20 protein-coding genes and 1 other annotated feature are annotated in these 19439 nt (G+C 47.9%); all 20 genes read right to left on the bottom strand.

The features are described from left to right. The 20 genes from rpsC to rplA all read right to left on the bottom strand — a co-directional run bounded on the left by rpsC (position 1) and on the right by rplA (position 19373). Positions 1-657, bottom strand: coding sequence for a 30S ribosomal protein S3 (gene rpsC / locus ESP131_RS02905; protein ID WP_023466633.1), 657 nt, complete (start codon positions 655-657; stop codon positions 1-3). A 12-nt stretch (positions 658-669) separates the two neighbouring features. Continuing rightward, complete coding sequence (gene rplV, locus ESP131_RS02900; RefSeq protein WP_012369014.1) at positions 670-1002, bottom strand: 50S ribosomal protein L22; 333 nt, start codon at positions 1000-1002, stop codon at positions 670-672. A 20-nt stretch (positions 1003-1022) separates the two neighbouring features. Then, a complete protein-coding gene (gene rpsS / locus ESP131_RS02895; protein ID WP_012369013.1) occupies positions 1023-1301 on the bottom strand; it encodes a 30S ribosomal protein S19 in 279 nt (92 codons plus the stop codon). A 63-nt stretch (positions 1302-1364) separates the two neighbouring features. Continuing rightward, positions 1365-2195: a 50S ribosomal protein L2 gene (rplB, locus tag ESP131_RS02890; RefSeq protein ID WP_023466632.1), complete on the bottom strand. Its 831-nt coding sequence runs from the start codon at positions 2193-2195 to the stop codon at positions 1365-1367. A gap of 32 nt (positions 2196-2227) precedes the next feature. Continuing rightward, positions 2228-2512: a 50S ribosomal protein L23 gene (rplW, locus tag ESP131_RS02885; RefSeq protein ID WP_023466631.1), complete on the bottom strand. Its 285-nt coding sequence runs from the start codon at positions 2510-2512 to the stop codon at positions 2228-2230. Beyond that, positions 2512-3135 (bottom strand): 50S ribosomal protein L4, encoded by a 624-nt coding sequence (gene rplD, locus ESP131_RS02880; RefSeq protein ID WP_023466630.1) that lies wholly within the window; start codon positions 3133-3135, stop codon positions 2512-2514. The genes rplW and rplD overlap by 1 nt, the downstream gene beginning before the upstream one ends. A gap of 29 nt (positions 3136-3164) precedes the next feature. After that, on the bottom strand, positions 3165-3791 hold the full coding sequence (rplC, locus tag ESP131_RS02875; RefSeq protein ID WP_023466629.1) for a 50S ribosomal protein L3: 627 nt from the start codon (positions 3789-3791) through the stop codon (positions 3165-3167). Between the two features lie 68 nt (positions 3792-3859). Then, complete coding sequence (rpsJ, locus tag ESP131_RS02870; RefSeq protein ID WP_029343090.1) at positions 3860-4168, bottom strand: 30S ribosomal protein S10; 309 nt, start codon at positions 4166-4168, stop codon at positions 3860-3862. Position 4169: 1 nt separating this feature from the next. Further along, positions 4170-4358 (bottom strand): hypothetical protein, encoded by a 189-nt coding sequence (locus ESP131_RS02865; protein WP_156772478.1) that lies wholly within the window; start codon positions 4356-4358, stop codon positions 4170-4172. A 126-nt stretch (positions 4359-4484) separates the two neighbouring features. After that, positions 4485-5672: an elongation factor Tu gene (gene tuf, locus ESP131_RS02860; protein WP_023466627.1), complete on the bottom strand. Its 1188-nt coding sequence runs from the start codon at positions 5670-5672 to the stop codon at positions 4485-4487. Between the two features lie 117 nt (positions 5673-5789). Continuing rightward, the gene (gene fusA, locus ESP131_RS02855) at positions 5790-7868 is read right to left on the bottom strand and encodes an elongation factor G (protein WP_029343088.1); all 2079 of its coding nucleotides are present in this window, start codon (positions 7866-7868) and stop codon (positions 5790-5792) included. A 124-nt stretch (positions 7869-7992) separates the two neighbouring features. After that, positions 7993-8463 (bottom strand): 30S ribosomal protein S7, encoded by a 471-nt coding sequence (rpsG, locus tag ESP131_RS02850; protein WP_023466623.1) that lies wholly within the window; start codon positions 8461-8463, stop codon positions 7993-7995. A gap of 49 nt (positions 8464-8512) precedes the next feature. Further along, the gene (gene rpsL, locus ESP131_RS02845; RefSeq protein WP_023466621.1) at positions 8513-8932 is read right to left on the bottom strand and encodes a 30S ribosomal protein S12; all 420 of its coding nucleotides are present in this window, start codon (positions 8930-8932) and stop codon (positions 8513-8515) included. 125 nt (positions 8933-9057) lie between these two features. Beyond that, positions 9058-9309 carry a ribosomal L7Ae/L30e/S12e/Gadd45 family protein gene (locus tag ESP131_RS02840; protein WP_023466620.1) on the bottom strand — a complete coding sequence of 84 codons (252 nt, stop codon included), beginning with the start codon at positions 9307-9309 and terminating at the stop codon, positions 9058-9060. 80 nt (positions 9310-9389) lie between these two features. Further along, positions 9390-12989 (bottom strand): DNA-directed RNA polymerase subunit beta', encoded by a 3600-nt coding sequence (gene rpoC / locus ESP131_RS02835; RefSeq protein WP_047390588.1) that lies wholly within the window; start codon positions 12987-12989, stop codon positions 9390-9392. Between the two features lie 20 nt (positions 12990-13009). Further along, positions 13010-16567 (bottom strand): DNA-directed RNA polymerase subunit beta, encoded by a 3558-nt coding sequence (gene rpoB, locus ESP131_RS02830; RefSeq protein ID WP_047390625.1) that lies wholly within the window; start codon positions 16565-16567, stop codon positions 13010-13012. Between the two features lie 231 nt (positions 16568-16798). Further along, entirely contained in the window at positions 16799-17395 is a 597-nt protein-coding gene (locus tag ESP131_RS02825; RefSeq protein ID WP_069940145.1) for a class I SAM-dependent methyltransferase, read from the bottom strand. 82 nt (positions 17396-17477) lie between these two features. Continuing rightward, a complete protein-coding gene (gene rplL, locus ESP131_RS02820; protein WP_023466613.1) occupies positions 17478-17846 on the bottom strand; it encodes a 50S ribosomal protein L7/L12 in 369 nt (122 codons plus the stop codon). A 76-nt stretch (positions 17847-17922) separates the two neighbouring features. Next, complete coding sequence (gene rplJ / locus ESP131_RS02815) at positions 17923-18429, bottom strand: 50S ribosomal protein L10 (protein WP_023466611.1); 507 nt, start codon at positions 18427-18429, stop codon at positions 17923-17925. Between the two features lie 50 nt (positions 18430-18479). Then, positions 18480-18631 (bottom strand) — a sequence feature (ribosomal protein L10 leader region). A 55-nt stretch (positions 18632-18686) separates the two neighbouring features. After that, positions 18687-19373, bottom strand: a complete 687-nt coding sequence (rplA, locus tag ESP131_RS02810; protein ID WP_023466610.1) for a 50S ribosomal protein L1 — start codon at positions 19371-19373, stop codon at positions 18687-18689. Positions 19374-19439: the final 66 nt, after the last annotated feature.

Here is a 19439-nt window from a genome sequence, read left to right as displayed (position 1 = left end):
TTATTCTTCGTTTGCTGCTGCTTTTTTCGTAGGAAGCACTTCACCGTGGTGGAGCCATACTTTTACGCCAATTTTGCCGTAAGTTGTATCAGCTTCTGCAGTACCGTAATCGATGTCTGCACGGAGTGTATGAAGTGGAACTGTTCCTTCCGAATACTTCTCAGAACGAGCGATATCAGCGCCACCAAGACGACCAGAAACTTCAGTCTTGATTCCTTTGATACCAGAACGCATTGAGCGTTGGATTGATTGCTTCATAGCACGACGGAACGATACGCGACCTTCAAGTTGGCGAGCGATGTTCTCAGCGACGAGCTTAGCAACTGCATCCGGGTTTTTCACTTCAACGACGTTAACGTGAACGCGTTTGCCTTTTGCAAGGTTAGTGATGTCTTTACGAAGTGTTTCGATTTCAGAACCGCCTTTACCGATAACCATACCAGGCTTAGCAGTGTGAAGTGAGATGTTCAAGCGGTTAGCTGCGCGCTCGATTTCTACTTTAGAGACACTAGCGTCTTTAAGACGTTTTTCGATATATTCACGAACTACGTAGTCTTCATGAAGGAGATCAGCATAGTCTTTATCTGCGAACCAACGTGATTCCCAGTCTTTGATGATACCTACGCGAAGACCAGTTGGGTTAATCTTCTGACCCACGGTAATCCCTCCTTATTTTTCAGATACCACGATGTGAACGTGGCTCGTACGTTTGTTGATGCGGCTTGCGCGACCCATTGCACGTGGGCGGAAACGTTTGAGCGTTGGACCTTCGTTTACGTAAGCCTCAGTGACTACGAGGTTTTCGATGTTCATGTCGAAGTTGTGCTCAGCGTTCGCGATTGCCGATTTCAATACTTTCTCAACGATTGGCGTTGCTGCCTTGTTCGTGTAAGCAAGAATCGAAAGTGCTTCGCCGATTTGCTTCCCGCGGATTAAGTCTACTACGAGACGTGCCTTACGAGGAGCAATGCGAACCATATTAGCCGATGCTTTTGATTGCATAATGAGTACCTCCCCTCAGATTAACGTTTCGTTTTCTTATCGTTTCCAGCATGTCCTTTGTAAGAACGTGTTGGAGCGAATTCACCAAGTTTGTGACCGACCATATCTTCTGTCACGTAAACCGGTACGTGTTTACGACCATCGTAGACAGCGATCGTGTGACCGATGAACTCTGGGAAGATTGTCGAGCGGCGTGACCAAGTTTTGATGACATGTTTGTCACCAGCTTCGTTGGCTTTATCAACCTTAGCGAGCAGATGGTGATCTGCGAATGGACCTTTTTTCAAGCTGCGACCCATAGTTGTACCTCCCTTTGGCATGATTCAGGAACGGTTCCTACGAACCGTCCAGAAATCATGTAATTATTTTTTAGAACGACGGACGATATATTTATCGCTCGCTTTGTTTTTCTTACGAGTTTTGTATCCGAGTGCCGGTTTACCCCAAGGAGTAAGTGGGCCCGAACGACCGATTGGAGCACGTCCTTCACCACCACCGTGTGGGTGATCGACTGGGTTCATGACAGAACCACGAACTGTAGGACGTTTTCCGAGCCAGCGTGAACGACCAGCTTTACCGATATTGACGAGCTCGTGCTCTTCATTACCGACAGCGCCGACTGTTGCACGGCAAGTAGCAAGGATCATACGAGTTTCGCCTGATTGAAGACGAACGATCGCGTATTTACCATCTTTACCGAGAAGCTGAGCAGAAGTACCAGCTGCGCGAACGAGCTGACCACCTTTACCTGGCTTAAGTTCGATGTTGTGGATCAACGTACCGACTGGGATGTTTGAAAGTGGAAGAGCATTACCGACTTTAATGTCAGCTTCTGGTCCAGCCATGACTTGCATGTCTACTTTCAAGCCTTTCGGTGCGAGGATGTAGCGTTTTTCACCATCGATGTAGTGGATCAATGCGATGTTAGCAGAGCGGTTTGGATCGTACTCAATTGTAGCGACACGACCAGCGATGCCATCCTTGTTCCGTTTGAAGTCGATGATACGATATTTACGTTTGTGTCCGCCACCTTGGTGACGTACTGTCAAGCGACCTTGGTTGTTACGTCCGCCCTTTTTCGAAAGCTTTTCAGTTAACGATTTTTCAGGACGTGAAGCCGTAATCTCAGCAAAGTCAAGTGCAGTCATATTACGACGACCGTTAGTGGTCGGTTTAAACTTTTTAATTCCCATCGAGAGTTCCCTCCTTTTCTACAGAGTTCCGATTAACCGAGGTAATCGAGTTCTTTGCTATCTGCAGTAAGCGTGACGACCGCTTTTTTGCGGCGTGCTGTGTAACCAGCGTGACGACCTACGCGTTTTGCTTTTGGTTTTGAGATCAATGTGTTGACTTTGTCAACTTTCACTCCGAAGATCGCTTCAACTGCATCTTTGATTTGAGTCTTAGATGCCTTCACGTCTACTTCGAATGTGTACTTTTTCTCAGCCATTTGGTTTACTGAACGTTCAGTAATGACAGGACGTTTGATAATGTCGTGTGTGTGTGCCATTATGCAAGCACCTCCTCTACTCTCGCAACAGCGTCCTTCGTAATGATGACTTTGTCATGAGCGACAAGATCAAGGACGTTTACACCTGCAGCGTCAACGACTGTGACACCTGGGATGTTGCGTGTTGAAAGAACGACTGACTCGTTGTAATCAGCAGTAACGACGAGAACTTTACGTTCGATTGAAAGAGCAGCGAATACTGCGATCATGTCCTTAGTTTTAGGAGCATCGATTGTCAATCCTTCAAGAACGATGAACTCGTTGTTAGCGACTTTCGAAGAAAGTGCTGAACGAAGTGCGAGACGACGAACCTTTTTAGGAAGTTTGTAAGCGTACGAACGTGGTGTTGGACCGAAGACTGTTCCACCGCCAACCCATTGTGGCGAACGGATCGAACCTTGGCGTGCACGACCAGTACCTTTTTGTTTCCATGGTTTACGGCCGCCACCGCGAACTTCCGAGCGACCTTTTGTATCATGTGTACCTTGGCGACGTGAAGCTTGTTGCATGACGATTGCATCGTATACGACTGCTTCATTTGGCTCGATTCCGAAAACGGCATCTGCGAGCTCGATGTCTCCAACTTGTGTACCTGTTTGGTTAAGCAAAGCTACTTTAGGCATTCGTTATTCCTCCTTTCCTTGCAAACGGATTAGTTGCCTTTAACCGCAGTTTTGATGACAACTTGGCTCTTACGTGCGCCTGGGATAGCACCCTTGACGAGGAGTAAGCCGCGTTCTGCATCAACTTTTACGATTTCAAGGTTTTGAACAGTGATTTGCTCTCCACCCATGCGTCCAGGGAGCAATTTCCCTTTGAATACACGGTTAGGAGCAACAGGACCCATTGAACCTGGGCGACGGTGGTAACGCGAACCGTGAGCCATTGGACCACGTGATTGGTTGTGACGCTTGATTGCACCAGCGAAACCTTTACCTTTCGACGTACCTGTTACATCAACCATTTCGCCTGCAGCGAAAGTATCTGCTTTAATCTCTTGACCGATTTCGAAATCTGCTACTGATGTACGGATTTCTTTAATGAAGCGCTTAGGTGTCGCGTTTGCTTTCGCAGCGTGACCTTTTTGCGGTTTGTTTTGACGACCTTCTTTGATATCACCAAAGCCGAGTTGGACTGCTTCGTAACCGTCAACTTCCGTTGTTTTTAATTGAAGAACAACGTTACCTTCGACTGAAACGACAGTAACAGGGACGACTTCGCCTGACTCGTTGAAGATTTGTGTCATACCGAGTTTAGTTCCTAAGATTCCTTTAGCCATGAGATACACCTCCTAATATTGAATGATTTTGATCTTCTGGCTAGTATCAACTATCTATAGAAGAAAAATTAAAGTTTGATTTCGATGTCAACGCCCGATGGAAGTTCGAGACGCATAAGCGCATCAACAGTTTTCGGTGTTGGGTTAACGATGTCGATCAAACGTTTGTGTGTACGCATTTCGAACTGCTCACGAGCATCTTTGTACTTGTGAACGGCACGAAGTACTGTGTAGACCGCTTTCTCCGTTGGGAGTGGGATCGGACCAGATACAGTAGCACCTGAACGTTTTGCTGTGTCGACAATTTTCTCAGCCGATTGATCAAGCACGCGGTGATCGTATGCTTTCAAACGGATCCGAATTTTTTCATTTGCCATGTTATTTCCCTCCTTTTCGCCTATTTTGTAAATAGACATTCTCCGCGGAAATTTCCACACTAGCCATGGCAATGCCGCCTGGTGTGTCATAACCTCCCGCTTCATCGCGTTGTGTTTGTGACCAACATATTCTATCATACTGAATCACCAGCAAGAATGCAAGCACTAATAAAATAGAATATGTATTCAAGTCTCTCACCACTCGCACAAACACTTTCCTCAGTATATAAGATGTCAGACCATGTTGCAAGACTGTTTTCAAAGAAATGAAAAAAGGTCTTCCGCCACGGGAGACGGAAGACCTTTGTCTTAAAAATTACTCAACGATTTCTGTAACTGATCCAGCGCCTACTGTACGGCCACCTTCACGGATTGAGAAACGAGTTTCTTTTTCAAGAGCGATTGGTGCGATGAGTTCAACAGTCATTTCGATGTTGTCCCCAGGCATAACCATTTCAGTACCTTCTGGAAGTTGAACCATACCAGTTACGTCAGTTGTACGGAAGTAGAACTGCGGGCGGTAGTTCGCGAAGAATGGCGTGTGACGGCCACCCTCTTCTTTAGAAAGAACGTAAACTTGCGCTTTGAACTTTTTGTGTGGTGTGATTGTGTTTGGTTTCGCGAGAACTTGTCCACGCTCGATGTCGTCACGTGATACACCACGGAGAAGAGCACCGATGTTGTCGCCAGCTTCAGCATAGTCAAGAAGCTTACGGAACATCTCTACACCAGTACATACTGATTTTTTAGTTTCTTCGTGAAGACCAACGATTTCGATCTCGTCGTTGACTTTAAGAACTCCACGCTCAACGCGGCCAGTAGCAACTGTACCACGACCAGTGATTGAGAAGACATCCTCAACTGGCATCATGAAGTCTTTTTCAGTGTCACGAGTTGGTTCTGGGATGTACTCATCGACAGCTGCCATGAGTTCCATGATTTTTTCTTCCCATTTAGCTTCGCCGTTAAGCGCGCCAAGAGCAGAACCTTGGATAACTGGGAGGTCATCACCTGGGAAGTCGTACTCAGAAAGAAGCTCACGGATTTCCATTTCGACGAGCTCAAGAAGCTCTTCGTCGTCAACCATGTCAACTTTGTTCATGAATACTACGATGAAAGGAACACCTACTTGACGTGAAAGCAAGATGTGCTCACGTGTTTGTGGCATTGGACCATCTGTTGCAGAAACAACGAGGATCGCGCCGTCCATTTGTGCAGCACCAGTGATCATGTTTTTAACATAGTCAGCGTGACCTGGGCAGTCAACGTGTGCATAGTGGCGTTTTTCTGTTTCGTACTCGATGTGAGCTGTTGCGATTGTGATACCGCGCTCGCGCTCTTCTGGAGCACCATCGATTTGGTCAAACTTAGTTGCAGCTTTACCTTGTGCTTTTGCAAGTACAGCTGAGATAGCTGCTGTTAAAGTTGTTTTACCGTGGTCGACGTGGCCGATTGTACCAACGTTAACGTGCGGTTTAGAACGGTCGAATTTTTCCTTACCCATTCTGAATTCCTCCTCTATGTGTCTAATAATTTTTTATAACTAGGAAGGTGAGTCGTAAGATAACGTACACCTTCCTTAGCTTACACTAATCATAAAAGCGTGACAACCTGTGAAGGATTAGCCGTTCGCTTTTTTGATGATTTCTTCCGCAACTGATTTCGGTACTTCTTCGTAGTGATCGAAGTGCATCGAGTACGTTCCGCGACCTTGTGTGCGTGAACGAAGACCAGTAGCGTATCCAAACATTTCAGAAAGTGGAATCATTGAACGGACAACTTGAGCGTTACCGCGTGCTTCCATACCTTCTACGCGACCACGGCGTGATGTAACATCACCCATGATGTCTCCCATGTATTCGTCTGGGATAACGATTTCAACTTTCATCATTGGCTCAAGGATAACAGCGCCGCTCTTATCTTTAAGTTGTTTGACTGCCATTGAAGCCGCAACTTTAAATGCCATCTCGTTTGAGTCGACATCGTGGTACGATCCGAAGACGAGTGAAGCTTTTACGTCAACGACTGGGTAACCAGCAAGGATACCGTTTTGAAGTGCTTCTTCGATTCCGTGCTCAACCGCTGGGATGTATTCACGTGGAACAACACCACCGACGATTTTGTTGTTGAACTCGAAGCCAGCGCCTTCTTCGTTCGGCTCGAATTCTACGACGACGTGACCATACTGACCACGACCACCAGATTGACGAGCGAACTTCGAATCGATCTTCGCCGCTTGGCGGATCGTTTCACGGTAAGCTACTTGTGGAGCACCAACGTTTGCTTCGACTTTGAACTCGCGACGCATACGGTCAACGATGATGTCGAGGTGAAGCTCACCCATACCTGAGATGATCGTTTGACCAGTCTCTGGGTTTGTTTCAGTGCGGAACGTTGGATCCTCTTCAGCAAGCTTAGCGAGGGCTTGACCCATTTTATCTTGGTCAGCTTTCGTTTTTGGTTCGATAGCGACCGAGATAACTGGTTCTGGGAATGTCATTGACTCGAGAACGACGTTGTCTTTCTCTGCACAAAGCGTATCTCCAGTAGTCGTATCTTTCAAACCTACAGCTGCAGCGATGTCACCCGCGTATACCATCGGGATCTCTTCACGGCTGTTTGCGTGCATTTGAAGGATACGTCCAAGACGCTCACGTTTGCCTTTTGTTGAGTTTTTAACGTACGATCCTGCCGAAGCTGTACCAGAGTACACACGGAAGAATGTAAGTTTACCGACGTAAGGGTCAGTCATGACTTTGAACGCGAGTGCAGAGAATGGTGCTTCGTCCGAAGACTCACGCACGATTTCTTCATCCGTATCCATGTCGATACCTGAGATCGCTTTTACGTCGATTGGTGATGGGAGGTAATCGAGAACTGCGTCAAGCATAAGCTGAACACCTTTGTTCTTGAATGCCGAACCTACGAGTACAGGATAGAAGTCAACTGTCAGAGTTGCTTTACGGATAGCCGCTTTCAACTCGTCGATTGTGATTTCTTCACCCTCGAGGTATTTCATCATCAATTCTTCTTCATAATCCGCAACTGCTTCGATCAATGATCCACGGAGTTCTTCAGCTTGATCAGCGAGATCAGCTGGGAAACCGTCAGTCACTTCGATGTCAGTTCCGAGATCGTTACCGTACATATATGTTTTCTGTTCGACGAGGTCGATGATTCCTTTGAATTCATCTTCCGCACCGATTGGAAGTTGGATCGCGTGTGCGTTCGCTTGAAGGCGTTCGCGAAGCGTTCCGACCGAGTACAAGAAGTCTGCACCGATTTTATCCATTTTGTTAACGAAAACGATACGTGGTACGCCGTAAGTTGTAGCTTGGCGCCATACTGTCTCAGTTTGTGGCTCAACACCAGACTGAGCGTCAAGTACTGCTACCGCACCATCAAGTACGCGAAGTGAACGTTCAACCTCAACTGTGAAGTCTACGTGTCCAGGTGTATCGATGATGTTTACGCGGTTACCTTTCCATTGAGCAGTTGTTGCTGCCGATGTAATCGTGATCCCACGCTCTTGCTCTTGCTCCATCCAGTCCATTTGTGAAGCACCTTCGTGCGTTTCACCAATCTTGTGGATACGACCCGTGTAATACAGGATACGCTCAGTCGTTGTTGTTTTACCAGCATCGATGTGAGCCATGATCCCGATGTTACGAGTGTTCTTAAGGGAGAATTCTCTTGCCATCTTTAAACATTCTCCTTTCGCATTTTAGTTTAGTGGTCGTGTGTTGCCACACGTCATGACTATACCCGAAAGCCACCCCATAATTCCATTAAAAATGGCATGCATGAGGTGGTGATTTTCGGAATTACCAGCGGTAGTGAGCAAACGCTTTGTTCGCTTCCGCCATTTTGTGCATATCTTCGCGCTTCTTAACAGAAGCACCAGTGTTGTTTGCAGCGTCCATGATTTCGTTAGCAAGGCGCGCATCCATAGTTTTTTCGTTACGGAGACGTGAGTAGTTCACGAGGTAACGAAGTGCGAGTGTCGTACGACGCTCTGGGCGAACTTCGACAGGAACTTGATAGTTAGCTCCACCTACACGGCGTGCTTTAACTTCAAGAACTGGCATGATGTTGTTCATCGCTTCTTCAAAGACTTCCATTGCATCGCGACCTGAACGTTCAGCGATAGTTTCGAAAGCTTTGTATAAGATTTGTTGAGCAGTACCTTTTTTACCATCTAACATAAGACGGTTGATAAGGCGGGTAACGAGTTTAGAGTTGTAGATCGGATCAGCCATTACATCACGACGTTCTGCTTGACCTTTACGTGGCATTCCGAGTCCCTCCTTTCATATAGTGAGGTGATATCTTAAGATATCTAGATTATTTTTTAACTTTAGGACGTTTCGTACCGTATTTCGAACGACCTTGCATACGGCCGTCAACACCAGCTGTATCAAGCGCACCACGAACGATGTGGTAACGTACCCCTGGTAAGTCTTTTACGCGGCCGCCGCGGATAAGAACAACACTGTGCTCTTGAAGGTTGTGGCCGATACCTGGGATGTAAGCTGTTACTTCCATTGTGTTCGTCAAACGTACACGTGCGTATTTACGAAGAGCCGAGTTCGGTTTCTTCGGAGTCATTGTACCTACACGAGTACAAACACCACGTTTTTGTGGTGAGCTGATGTCAGTACGAGCTTTAATGAAGCTGTTGTACCCTTTGTTCAGCGCTGGCGAATCTGATTTCACAACTTTTGATTGACGTCCTTTACGGACTAATTGGTTGATAGTAGGCATCTTTGAGATCCTCCCTTCCTGAATTCATGACAAATTTCAAAACCACCGAGCCGGGTGGTTCATCGAAAGTCATAATGAAACGTTTTGCGTGGCTCAGGCATTCCATCGCCACACAAAACGCATTATCAAACTTTCTTAATGGCAACAGCGGTTGCTGCGACATCGATTCCACAAGCTTTTCCAAGCTCTTGCTTAGAAGGAACATTCACGACTGGAACGTTAGCTTGTTTCGCCGCATCGAGCAATGCTTGTTTTACGTGTTCATCTGCGTCATCCGCAATGATCACTTCCGACGCCTTGCCAGATCGCAATGCTTTGAGCGTTTGCTTTTGACCGACAAACTTCAAATCTGCGCCGACTACTTTTTTGTAAGACATGAAGATATCCTCCAAAATAACACAGCCGGTTGGCAACACTATATCATAGTAGCACCGCCATACCGGCGTGTCAAGGCGTTTTATTCTACCGGAGAATCGGCTTCTACAGGTGCTTCGCCAGCTACTTCGAGATCGATCTGACGGTAACGTGCCATCCCAGTACCAGCTGGAACCAACTTACCGATGATGACGTTCTCTTTCAAGCCGCGAAGGTAGTCGCTCTTCCCTTTAATCGCTGCATCCGTAAGGACACGAGTCGTTTCTTGGAACGACGCAGCCGATAGGAATGAATCTGTTTCAAGTGACGCTTTCGTGATACCGAGAAGAACTGGTTTCGCCGAAGCGAGAGCTTTCCCGTTACGGAGCGCTTCTTTACAAGCTTCCTTGAACGTGCTGATATCGACGAGCGAACCTGGTAAGAGTGAAGTCTCACCAGACTCGATGACACGTACGCGACGGATCATTTGGCGAACCATGACCTCGACGTGTTTGTCACCGATCTCAACCCCTTGCATCCGGTATACTTTTTGAACTTCTTGGAGCAAGTAGTTCTGAACGCCGGATACACCTTTAACGTTCAAGAGTTCTTTCGGATCGATCGAACCTTCCGTGAAGACTTGACCGGCTTTGACCTCGTCCCCGAGCTGAACACGTAGACGCGAACCGAATGGGATCGTGTATGTGCGTGTTTCGCTGAGTCCTTGGACCGTCAATTCACGTTTGTCACGCGATTCCGTGAAGTCGATGACTTGACCATCGATTTCCGAAATGACCGCTTGACCTTTCGGGTTACGCGCTTCGAACAACTCTTGGATACGCGGAAGACCTTGTGTGATATCATCCCCGGCAACCCCACCTGTGTGGAAGGTACGCATTGTAAGCTGCGTTCCTGGCTCACCGATTGATTGTGCCGCGATGATACCGACAGCTTCGCCGACTTCGACGTCGTTGCCTGTTGCCAAGTTACGTCCGTAACATTTCTTACAGACACCATGGCTTGTGTTACATGTGAAGGCAGTACGGATCTCAACGTTATCGACACCAGCATCAGTGATGACACGAGCGATGTCTTCATCGATGAGTTCGTTCGTTGAAACGAGGACTTCTCCTGTTTCTGGGTGAACGACGTTTTCGAATGCAGTACGTCCGACGAGGCGGTCGTAGAGGCTTTCGATCTCTTCCGTTCCTTCACGGAGTGCTGTGACGCGGATACCACGATCCGTTCCACAATCATCTTCACGGATGATGACGTCTTGAGCAACGTCAACGAGACGACGAGTCAGGTAACCTGAGTCAGCCGTTTTCAAGGCTGTATCGGCAAGACCTTTACGTGCACCGTGTGTCGAGATGAAGTATTCCTGTACCGTTAGACCCTCACGGAACGATGATTTGATCGGGAGCTCGATGATCCGTCCACTTGGAGCGGCCATGAGTCCACGCATACCAGCGAGCTGCGTGAAGTTCGACGCGTTACCACGGGCACCGGAGTCACTCATCATGAAGATCGGGTTAAGACGGTTGAGGGATTTCATCAGACGAGACTGAATTTCATCCTTCGCATCATTCCACGATTTAACGACACGCTCATAGCGCTCGTCTTCTGTGATGAGACCACGACGGTACGATTTCATGACGCGGTCGACATTGTCCTGCGCTTCAACAAGAATCTCTTGTTTGTCCGGAAGAACGATGATGTCCGCGATCCCTACCGTGATACCGGCACGAGTCGAGTGTTTGAATCCGAGGTTTTTCATGCGGTCGAGCATGCGGCTTGTTTCTGTCGTCTCAAACCGTTTGAAGACTTCCGCGATGACATTTCCAAGGAATCCTTTTTTGAACGGGTCGATGATCGGACGGTTCTTCAGTTCTGCCGCGACATCTGTTCCTTTTTCAAGGAAGTACTTGTCTGGCGTCGCTTCTTGAAGGTTCGTCATCGTTGGTTCGTTCAAGTAAGGGAACGTCGTTGGGAGGATCTCGTTGAAGATCAACTTACCGACTGTTGTAATCAATAATTTCTCGTTTTGCTCTTCCGTGAATGTCGGGTTCTTGAGAACGCCGGCTGGAATCGCAACACGTGTATGGAAGTGCGCATAACCGTTTTGGTAAGCGATGAGCGCTTCGTTCACTGTCGAGAAGATTTTACCTTCGCCGATCGCGTTTTCGCGCTCGAGCGTGAGGTAGTAGTTACCGAGGACCATATCCTGCGATGGTGTAACAACAGGTTTACCGTCTTTCGGGTTCAAGATGTTTTGTGCAGCGAGCATGAGAAGACGTGCTTCTGCTTGTGCTTCTGCCGAAAGTGGTACGTGAACCGCCATTTGGTCACCATCGAAGTCGGCGTTGTATGCCGTACATACGAGTGGGTGAAGGCGAATCGCGCGTCCTTCGACGAGCGTTGGTTCGAACGCCTGGATACCGAGACGGTGAAGTGTCGGTGCACGGTTCAAGAGAACCGGATGCTCACGGATGACTTCTTCGAGGACATCCCAGATTTCAGGTTGAACGCGCTCGATTTTCCGTTTCGCACTCTTGATGTTCGGTGCGATGCCACGAGAGACGAGTTCTTTCATGACGAACGGTTTGAAGAGCTCAAGGGCCATTTCTTTTGGAAGACCACATTGATACATCTTCAGGTTTGGACCAACGACGATAACCGAACGACCAGAGTAGTCGACACGTTTACCGAGCAAGTTTTGACGGAAACGTCCTTGTTTCCCTTTCAACATGTGTGAAAGTGATTTAAGTGGACGGTTACCTGGTCCAGTGACTGGACGACCGCGACGACCGTTATCGATCAAAGCATCGACTGCTTCTTGAAGCATCCGTTTTTCATTCTGAACGATGATATTCGGAGCGCCAAGGTCAAGAAGACGCTTGAGACGGTTGTTACGGTTGATGACGCGGCGGTACAAGTCGTTCAAGTCAGACGTTGCGAAACGTCCGCCATCGAGTTGAACCATCGGACGAAGTTCCGGTGGGATGACTGGAAGTACTTCAAGCACCATCCATTCTGGATTGTTGCCTGAGTTACGGAACGCATCGAGAACTTCAAGGCGTTTGATCGCACGAGTACGACGTTGTCCTTGAATCATACGAAGCTCTTCACGTAATGCAGCGACTTCTTTATCGAGTTCTACGTCACGGAGCAATTTACGAACTGCTTCCGCACCCATTTCAGCAGTGAACGAACGACCGAACTTCTCACGATAGGCACGGTATTCTTTCTCTGAAAGGAGTTGTTTCTTCTCAAGTGTCGATTCGCCTGGATCTGTGACGACGTACGACGCGAAGTAGATGATCTCTTCTAACGCACGCGGTGACATGTCGAGGACGAGTCCCATACGGCTAGGAATTCCTTTGAAGTACCAGATGTGCGAAACCGGTGCTGCGAGCTCGATGTGACCCATGCGCTCACGACGGACTTTCGACTTCGTGACTTCAACGCCACAGCGGTCACAAATGATTCCTTTATAGCGGATCCGTTTGTATTTACCACAGTAACATTCCCAGTCTTTCGTTGGACCAAAGATACGTTCACAGAACAAACCGTCTTTCTCCGGTTTGAGTGTACGATAGTTGATCGTCTCCGGCTTTTTCACTTCCCCGAAAGACCATGAACGGATCTTTTCGGGGGAAGCGAGGCCGATTTGCATATATTCAAATCTATTAACATCTACCAAGGGGTGGACCTCCCTTTCGCTTATTCCTCTTCAGTAACAACTGGTGCGACAGGCGCTTGAACTTCTTCGAGTGCTGGAGTCGCGTTCGGGATATTGTCCTCGTCTTCGTCGCGCATTTCGATCTCTTCATCATCAGCAGACATCATCTTGACGTCCATACCGAGGGATTGAAGCTCTTTAATGAGGACTCGGAACGATTCCGGTACGCCCGGTTGTGGTACATTCTCACCTTTGACGATTGCTTCGTACGCTTTAACACGACCGATCGTGTCATCCGACTTGATTGTAAGGATCTCTTGGAGCGTGTAGGCTGCGCCGTATGCTTCAAGTGCCCATACTTCCATCTCACCGAAACGCTGACCACCGAACTGTGCTTTACCACCGAGCGGTTGTTGTGTAACGAGTGAGTATGGTCCTGTCGAACGTGCGTGAAGTTTATCATCGACCATGTGAGCAAGTTTAATCATATACATGACACCGACAGAGATGCGGTTATCGAACGCTTCACCCGAACGACCATCATAAAGGACAGTCTTCGCGTCGCGATCCATACCTGCTTCTTCAATCGTTGCCCAAACATCTTCCTCACGCGCACCATCAAATACTGGTGATGCGACTTTGATGCCGAGTTGACGTGCTGCCATCCCGAGGTGAAGCTCGAGCAACTGCCCGATGTTCATCCGTGATGGAACCCCTAGTGGGTTCAACATGATGTCAATTGGCGTACCGTCTGGCATGTACGGCATGTCTTCTTCTGGAAGGATACGCGAGATAACACCTTTGTTACCGTGACGACCCGCCATTTTGTCACCCTCGTGAATCTTACGCTTCTGAACGATATAAGCACGGATCAACTGGTTGACACCAGGTGAGAGCTCGTCCCCGTTATCGCGGTCGAAGATTTTGACGTCGAGGATGATTCCATCACCACCGTGTGGTACACGGAGAGATGTATCACGGACTTCACGTGCTTTTTCACCGAAGATCGCATGAAGAAGACGCTCTTCCGCTGTCAATTCCGTTACACCCTTCGGCGTAACTTTACCGACGAGGATATCGCCGTCCTTGACTTCCGCACCGACGCGGATGATTCCGCGATCGTCGAGGTTTTTCAAGGCATCATCACCGACGTTCGGAATATCACGTGTGATTTCTTCCGGTCCGAGTTTCGTATCACGCGACTCACATTCGTATTCTTCAATGTGGATCGATGTGTAGACGTCGTCTTTGACAAGACGCTCACTCATGATGACAGCATCCTCATAGTTGTAACCATCCCATGTCATGAAACCGACGAGTACGTTACGACCAAGCGCAAGTTCCCCACCGTCCATCGATGGACCATCTGCAAGGATCTCGCCTTTATCGACTGGGTCGCCTGCTTTGATGATTGGTTTTTGGTTATAACACGTTCCTTGGTTGGAACGGATGAATTTTTGGATCTTGTAACGGTCGAGTTCCCCTTCAACGATGTTGCCATCGACTTCCGTCGTACGACGGACAAGGATTTCACGCGCCGTGACACGCTCAGCGATCCCTGCGTGCTTCGCAACAACAGCGGCTCCTGAGTCTTTCGCAGACACGTACTCCATACCTGTACCAACAATCGGAGATTCCGGGTTCAGAAGTGGGACGGCCTGACGTTGCATGTTCGCTCCCATGAGGGCACGGTTCGAGTCATCGTTCTCAAGGAACGGGATACAAGCCGTTGCGGCAGATACAACCTGCTTCGGTGAAACGTCCATGTAATCGACACGTGCTGGTTCGACAGACAAGTTTTGTCCACGGAAACGTGAAAGAACGTGTGAATCTTGGAACGTCTTCTCTTCCGTCAACAACATGTTTGCCTGAGCGACGACGTAGAGATCCTCTTCGTCAGCAGTCATGTAGTGGATTTCATCTGTGACAACGCCCGTTTCCGGATCGACACGACGATATGGCGCTTCGATGAAGCCGTACTCATTGACCTTCGCGTACGAAGACAACGAGTTGATCAAACCAATGTTTGGTCCCTCTGGCGTTTCGATCGGACACATACGGGAATAGTGCGAGTAGTGTACGTCACGAACTTCGAAACCAGCGCGCTCACGTGTCAAACCACCAGGTCCGAGTGCTGAAAGACGACGTTTGTGCGTCAATTCCGCAAGCGGGTTCGTTTGGTCCATGAACTGAGACAACTGCGAGCTACCGAAGAACTCTTTAATCGATGCGATAACTGGACGAATGTTGATCAATGCCTGTGGCGTGATCGCATTCTGATCCTGAATCGACATCCGTTCCTTAACGACACGTTCCATCCGTGAGAGACCGATCCGGAATTGGTTCTGGAGCAGCTCACCAACTGAACGGAGACGACGGTTACCGAGGTGGTCGATATCGTCTGTCGTACCGACTTCATGCAACAAGTTGAAGAAGTAGTTGATAGAAGCAATCATGTCAGCAGGCGTGATGTGCTTGATGTCACGATCGATGTTACCGTTACCGATGATATTGATGATGCGTTCACCTTCAGCATCGTCCGGTGCGAACACCTTGATTGACTGTAAGTTGAAAGCCTCACCTTGCGTCACGCCGCCTGTAGGCGTCGCTTCGATGTAACCAACGGATCCTTCGAGGAATGGAAGGACTTTATCGAGCATACGACGATCAAGGACCGTTCCTGCTTCCGCGATGACTTCACCTGTCTCAGGATCAACAAGCGTTTCCGCAAGTTTTTGACCGAAGAGACGGTTCTTAAGATGAAGCTTTTTATTGATTTTATAACGACCAACGTTTGCCAAATCATAACGTTTCGGGTCAAAGAAGCGCGACACGAGTAACGCTTTTGCGTTTTCGACTGTCGGCGGCTCTCCCGGACGTAGACGCTCATAAATCTCGATGAGGGCTTTTTCCGTTGATTCCGTATTATCTTTTTCAAGTGAATTCCGGAGGTACTCATCATCACCGAGAAGATCGATGATTTCCTGATCCGTACCGAAACCAAGAGCACGTAAAAGAACCGTTACTGGAATCTTACGCGTGCGATCAATGCGAACATAAACGATGTCTTTCGCGTCTGTCTCGAGCTCGAGCCATGCACCACGGTTTGGGATGACTGTCGCGGAGAATCCACGCTTACCGTTCTTATCTAACTTATTGTTGTAATAAACACTTGGCGAACGAACAAGCTGCGAAACGATTACGCGCTCCGCTCCATTGATGATGAATGTTCCCGACTCCGTCATAAGCGGGAAGTCACCCATGAAGACTTCTTGTTCTTTCAATTCACCCGTCTCTTTATTTTGAAGACGGACTTTAACGCGTAGTGGTGCCGAATAGGTCACGTCGCGCTCTTTCGATTCATCGATCGAATACTTCGGCTCTCCGAGCGAGTAGTCGATGAATTCTAATACGAGATTCCCTGTGAAATCGGAAATCGGCGAAATGTCATGAAACATCTCACGAAGACCTTCCCGCAGGAACCACTCATACGAATTCGTTTGAATCTCGATTAAGTTTGGAAGTTCCAATACTTCGCTGATACGTGCATAGCTTCTTCTCTGACGGTGACGACCGTACTGAACAAGTTGACCAGTCAACTGATTCACCTCTCAGACCCACTTCTTCTTATAGAGAAGGACGGGTGTAATATCGAACATTGAAGCCATTTTTTGATTGATAAGCGCAAAAAAGCGACGTCTTGTCTACTCAATCATCTGTAGTCGAGAACGCCAGCTGCTTTCAAACATCTTATCCAAAAATCACTCCAATGGCATTTTATAATACTATCATAGACACAACATGCGGTCAACGACAAATCCTTCGATTTGTCAAGACCGAATTGATTTAAATATCGAGTACCCTTTATCGCGGGTAACTGTCTCACACATACCGAATACGTCTTCCATCAACTTCTTCGCAGATGGTCCACCTTGTTTCTTTTGAATGACGACCCAAAGCTCGCCGCCCACGACGAGGTGATCATACGCTTCTCGGAGGATACGATGAACGACCGTTTTTCCTGCCCGAATCGGTGGATTCGTCACGATCGCTGCGAATGTCGATTCGCCTACCCCATCATACCCGTCACTCACACCGGTCGTCACGGAAACACCGTTCGCGCGCGCATTGTCTGCCGCCAGTTCGAGCGCCCGTTCATTGACATCGATCAAGTGTGCTGGACGTCCTGTCGACTTCGAGAGCGCAATGCCCATCGGTCCGTATCCGCAGCCGACATCTAAAATGTCTCCCGCTACAGCCGGTTCCGTGAATGTCTCAATCAATAGACGGGAACCAAAATCGATTCCGTTCTTTGAAAAGACACCGTGATCCGATGTAAAGCGGAGCGTCTGACCACGCAAGACGTATTCCCACGTCTTCGGATCTCGTTTCGATGAAGGGTCATTCGTATAATAATGATCCGCCATGCTTCCTTCCCCTCTCATGTAAAAGATGAAAACAAAAGAAGCTCGCAATGCGAGCTTCTCTTGTTTCTACGGAAGAAGAAAATTACTTAACTTCTACAGTAGCGCCAGCTTCTTCAAGCTTAGCTTTCATTGCTTCAGCGTCTTCTTTCGAAACGCCTTCTTTAACTGGTGCTGGAGTTCCGTCTACGAGAGCTTTCGCTTCTTTAAGACCGAGGCCTGTCAATTCGCGAACTGCTTTGATGACGTTGATTTTACCAGATCCAGCGTTAGTGAGGATAACGTCGAATTCAGTTTGCTCTTCAGCTGCTGCGCCTGCGCCAGCACCTGCAACTGCTACTGGAGCTGCTGCTGATACGCCGAATTCTTCTTCGATTGTTTTTACGAGTTCGTTAAGTTCAAGAACAGTCATGCCCTTGAGGTCTTCGATAAATTGCTCTTTGTTGAAAGCCATTATGGTTTTCCTCCTTTGATTTAGCCCACGTTGGGGTGTGAAAATTGTGTTGGTTGCCTATCCCGCTAAGCAGAAATTAAGCAGATTGTTCTTCTTTTTGCTCTGCGATTGCGTTCGTTGCCACCGCGAGTCCACGGATTGGCGCTTGAAGCACGCTGAGGAGCATCGAAAGGAGACCTTCGCGTGATGGAAGTTCCGCAAGGGCTTTGACATCTTCTACTGAAGTGACTTTGCCTTCGATGATACCACCTTTAAGTTCGAGAGCCTTGTGCGTTTTAGCGAAGTCGTTCAAGATCTTAGCTGGCGCGATAACGTCTTCATTGCTGAAGGCGATCGCACTAGGACCTGTGAAGACTTCATCAAGACCTTCGAGGTTGCTTTGAACTGCCGCGCGGCGGAGGAGACCGTTTTTGTAAACTTTGAATTCAACGCCCGCTTCGCGGAGTTGTTTACGAAGTTCAGTGACTTCTTCTACTGTGAGACCACGGTAGTCGACGACAACTGTTCCTGCGCTCGCTTGGAGTTTCTCAGCGATCTCAGATACGAGATCCGCTTTGACAGCGATAACTTTTTCGTTTGCCATTTCTGTTGCACCTCCTGGTAGATGAAATGTACCGGTGCGAGGGGCTGCTCGATTTCAAATAAAAAGCCTCCGTCTGCAGAGCAGAGGAGGCGTAATCGTCAAAAAGGATACCTGAACAAACAGGCTCTCTGAGCAAGAACACCTCGGAAGGATTTATGCCCATGTGAGCACCTTCTGTCTACGGTATGTCGAAATATATCAACGTTTTATACTGTAACAGCGTTCTTAGAACGTTGTCAAGTTCGTTTTAGACGAAATTATTTCGCGAAGTCAGCTGAAGATACTTTTACACCAGGACCCATTGTAGAAGCGATCGCGATGTTCTTAAGGTATACACCTTTAGCAGTAGCAGGCTTAACTTTTACGAGAGTTTCGATAACTGTGTTGATGTTCTCAACGAGTTTCTCGTTATCGAATGATTTTTTACCGACAGGAACGTGGATGTTACCTGATTTGTCGACACGGTACTCAACTTTACCAGCTTTGATATCGTTGATTGCTTTTGTGACGTCAAATGTAACTGTACCTGTTTTCGGGTTTGGCATGAGGCCTTTTGGTCCAAGAACGCGACCAAGTTTACCAACTTCACCCATCATGTCTGGTGTCGCAACGATAACATCGAAGTCGAACCATCCTTGTTGGATTTTGTTGATGTACTCAGCATCACCAGCGTAATCTGCTCCAGCAGCTTCCGCTTCTTTAAGTTTCTCACCTTTCGCGAAGACGAGGACTTTTTGTGTTTTACCAGTACCGTGTGGCAATACGACTGCTCCACGGATTTGTTGGTCTGCTTTCTTCGGATCTACTCCGAGACGAACAGCCAATTCGATAGTCTCATCGAATTTCGCAGTTGCAGATTTTTTAGTCAAATCTACAGCTTCTGCGAGTTCGTATGAAACCGTACGATCGATAAGCTTAGCAGCTTCTTTGTACTTCTTACCCATTTTAGGTTCCTCCTTTGTGGTTGTGCGGAAAATCCTCCCACATAATGAAAGGGTAGCAGGCTTCAA

Source organism: Exiguobacterium sp. U13-1 (genome assembly GCF_001750115.1).
Classification (GTDB): Bacteria; Bacillota; Bacilli; order Exiguobacteriales; family Exiguobacteriaceae; genus Exiguobacterium_A; species Exiguobacterium_A acetylicum.
This window is presented reverse-complemented; position numbering and strand designations above follow the sequence as displayed.

Coding starts and splice junctions, on each gene's coding strand:
- rplV (WP_012369014.1), bottom strand. CDS start 1,002: ATGCAATCAAAAGCATCGGCTAATATGGTTCGCATTGCTCCTCGTAAG.
- rpsS (WP_012369013.1), bottom strand. CDS start 1,301: ATGGGTCGCAGCTTGAAAAAAGGTCCATTCGCAGATCACCATCTGCTC.
- rplB (WP_023466632.1), bottom strand. CDS start 2,195: ATGGGAATTAAAAAGTTTAAACCGACCACTAACGGTCGTCGTAATATG.
- rplW (WP_023466631.1), bottom strand. CDS start 2,512: ATGGCACACACACACGACATTATCAAACGTCCTGTCATTACTGAACGT.
- rplD (WP_023466630.1), bottom strand. CDS start 3,135: ATGCCTAAAGTAGCTTTGCTTAACCAAACAGGTACACAAGTTGGAGAC.
- rplC (WP_023466629.1), bottom strand. CDS start 3,791: ATGGCTAAAGGAATCTTAGGAACTAAACTCGGTATGACACAAATCTTC.
- rpsJ (WP_029343090.1), bottom strand. CDS start 4,168: ATGGCAAATGAAAAAATTCGGATCCGTTTGAAAGCATACGATCACCGC.
- tuf (WP_023466627.1), bottom strand. CDS start 5,672: ATGGGTAAGGAAAAATTCGACCGTTCTAAACCGCACGTTAACGTTGGT.
- fusA (WP_029343088.1), bottom strand. CDS start 7,868: ATGGCAAGAGAATTCTCCCTTAAGAACACTCGTAACATCGGGATCATG.
- rpsG (WP_023466623.1), bottom strand. CDS start 8,463: ATGCCACGTAAAGGTCAAGCAGAACGTCGTGATGTAATGGCTGATCCG.
- rpsL (WP_023466621.1), bottom strand. CDS start 8,932: ATGCCTACTATCAACCAATTAGTCCGTAAAGGACGTCAATCAAAAGTT.
- ESP131_RS02840 (WP_023466620.1), bottom strand. CDS start 9,309: ATGTCTTACAAAAAAGTAGTCGGCGCAGATTTGAAGTTTGTCGGTCAA.
- ESP131_RS02825 (WP_069940145.1), bottom strand. CDS start 17,395: ATGGCGGATCATTATTATACGAATGACCCTTCATCGAAACGAGATCCG.
- rplL (WP_023466613.1), bottom strand. CDS start 17,846: ATGGCTTTCAACAAAGAGCAATTTATCGAAGACCTCAAGGGCATGACT.
- rplJ (WP_023466611.1), bottom strand. CDS start 18,429: ATGGCAAACGAAAAAGTTATCGCTGTCAAAGCGGATCTCGTATCTGAG.
- rplA (WP_023466610.1), bottom strand. CDS start 19,373: ATGGGTAAGAAGTACAAAGAAGCTGCTAAGCTTATCGATCGTACGGTT.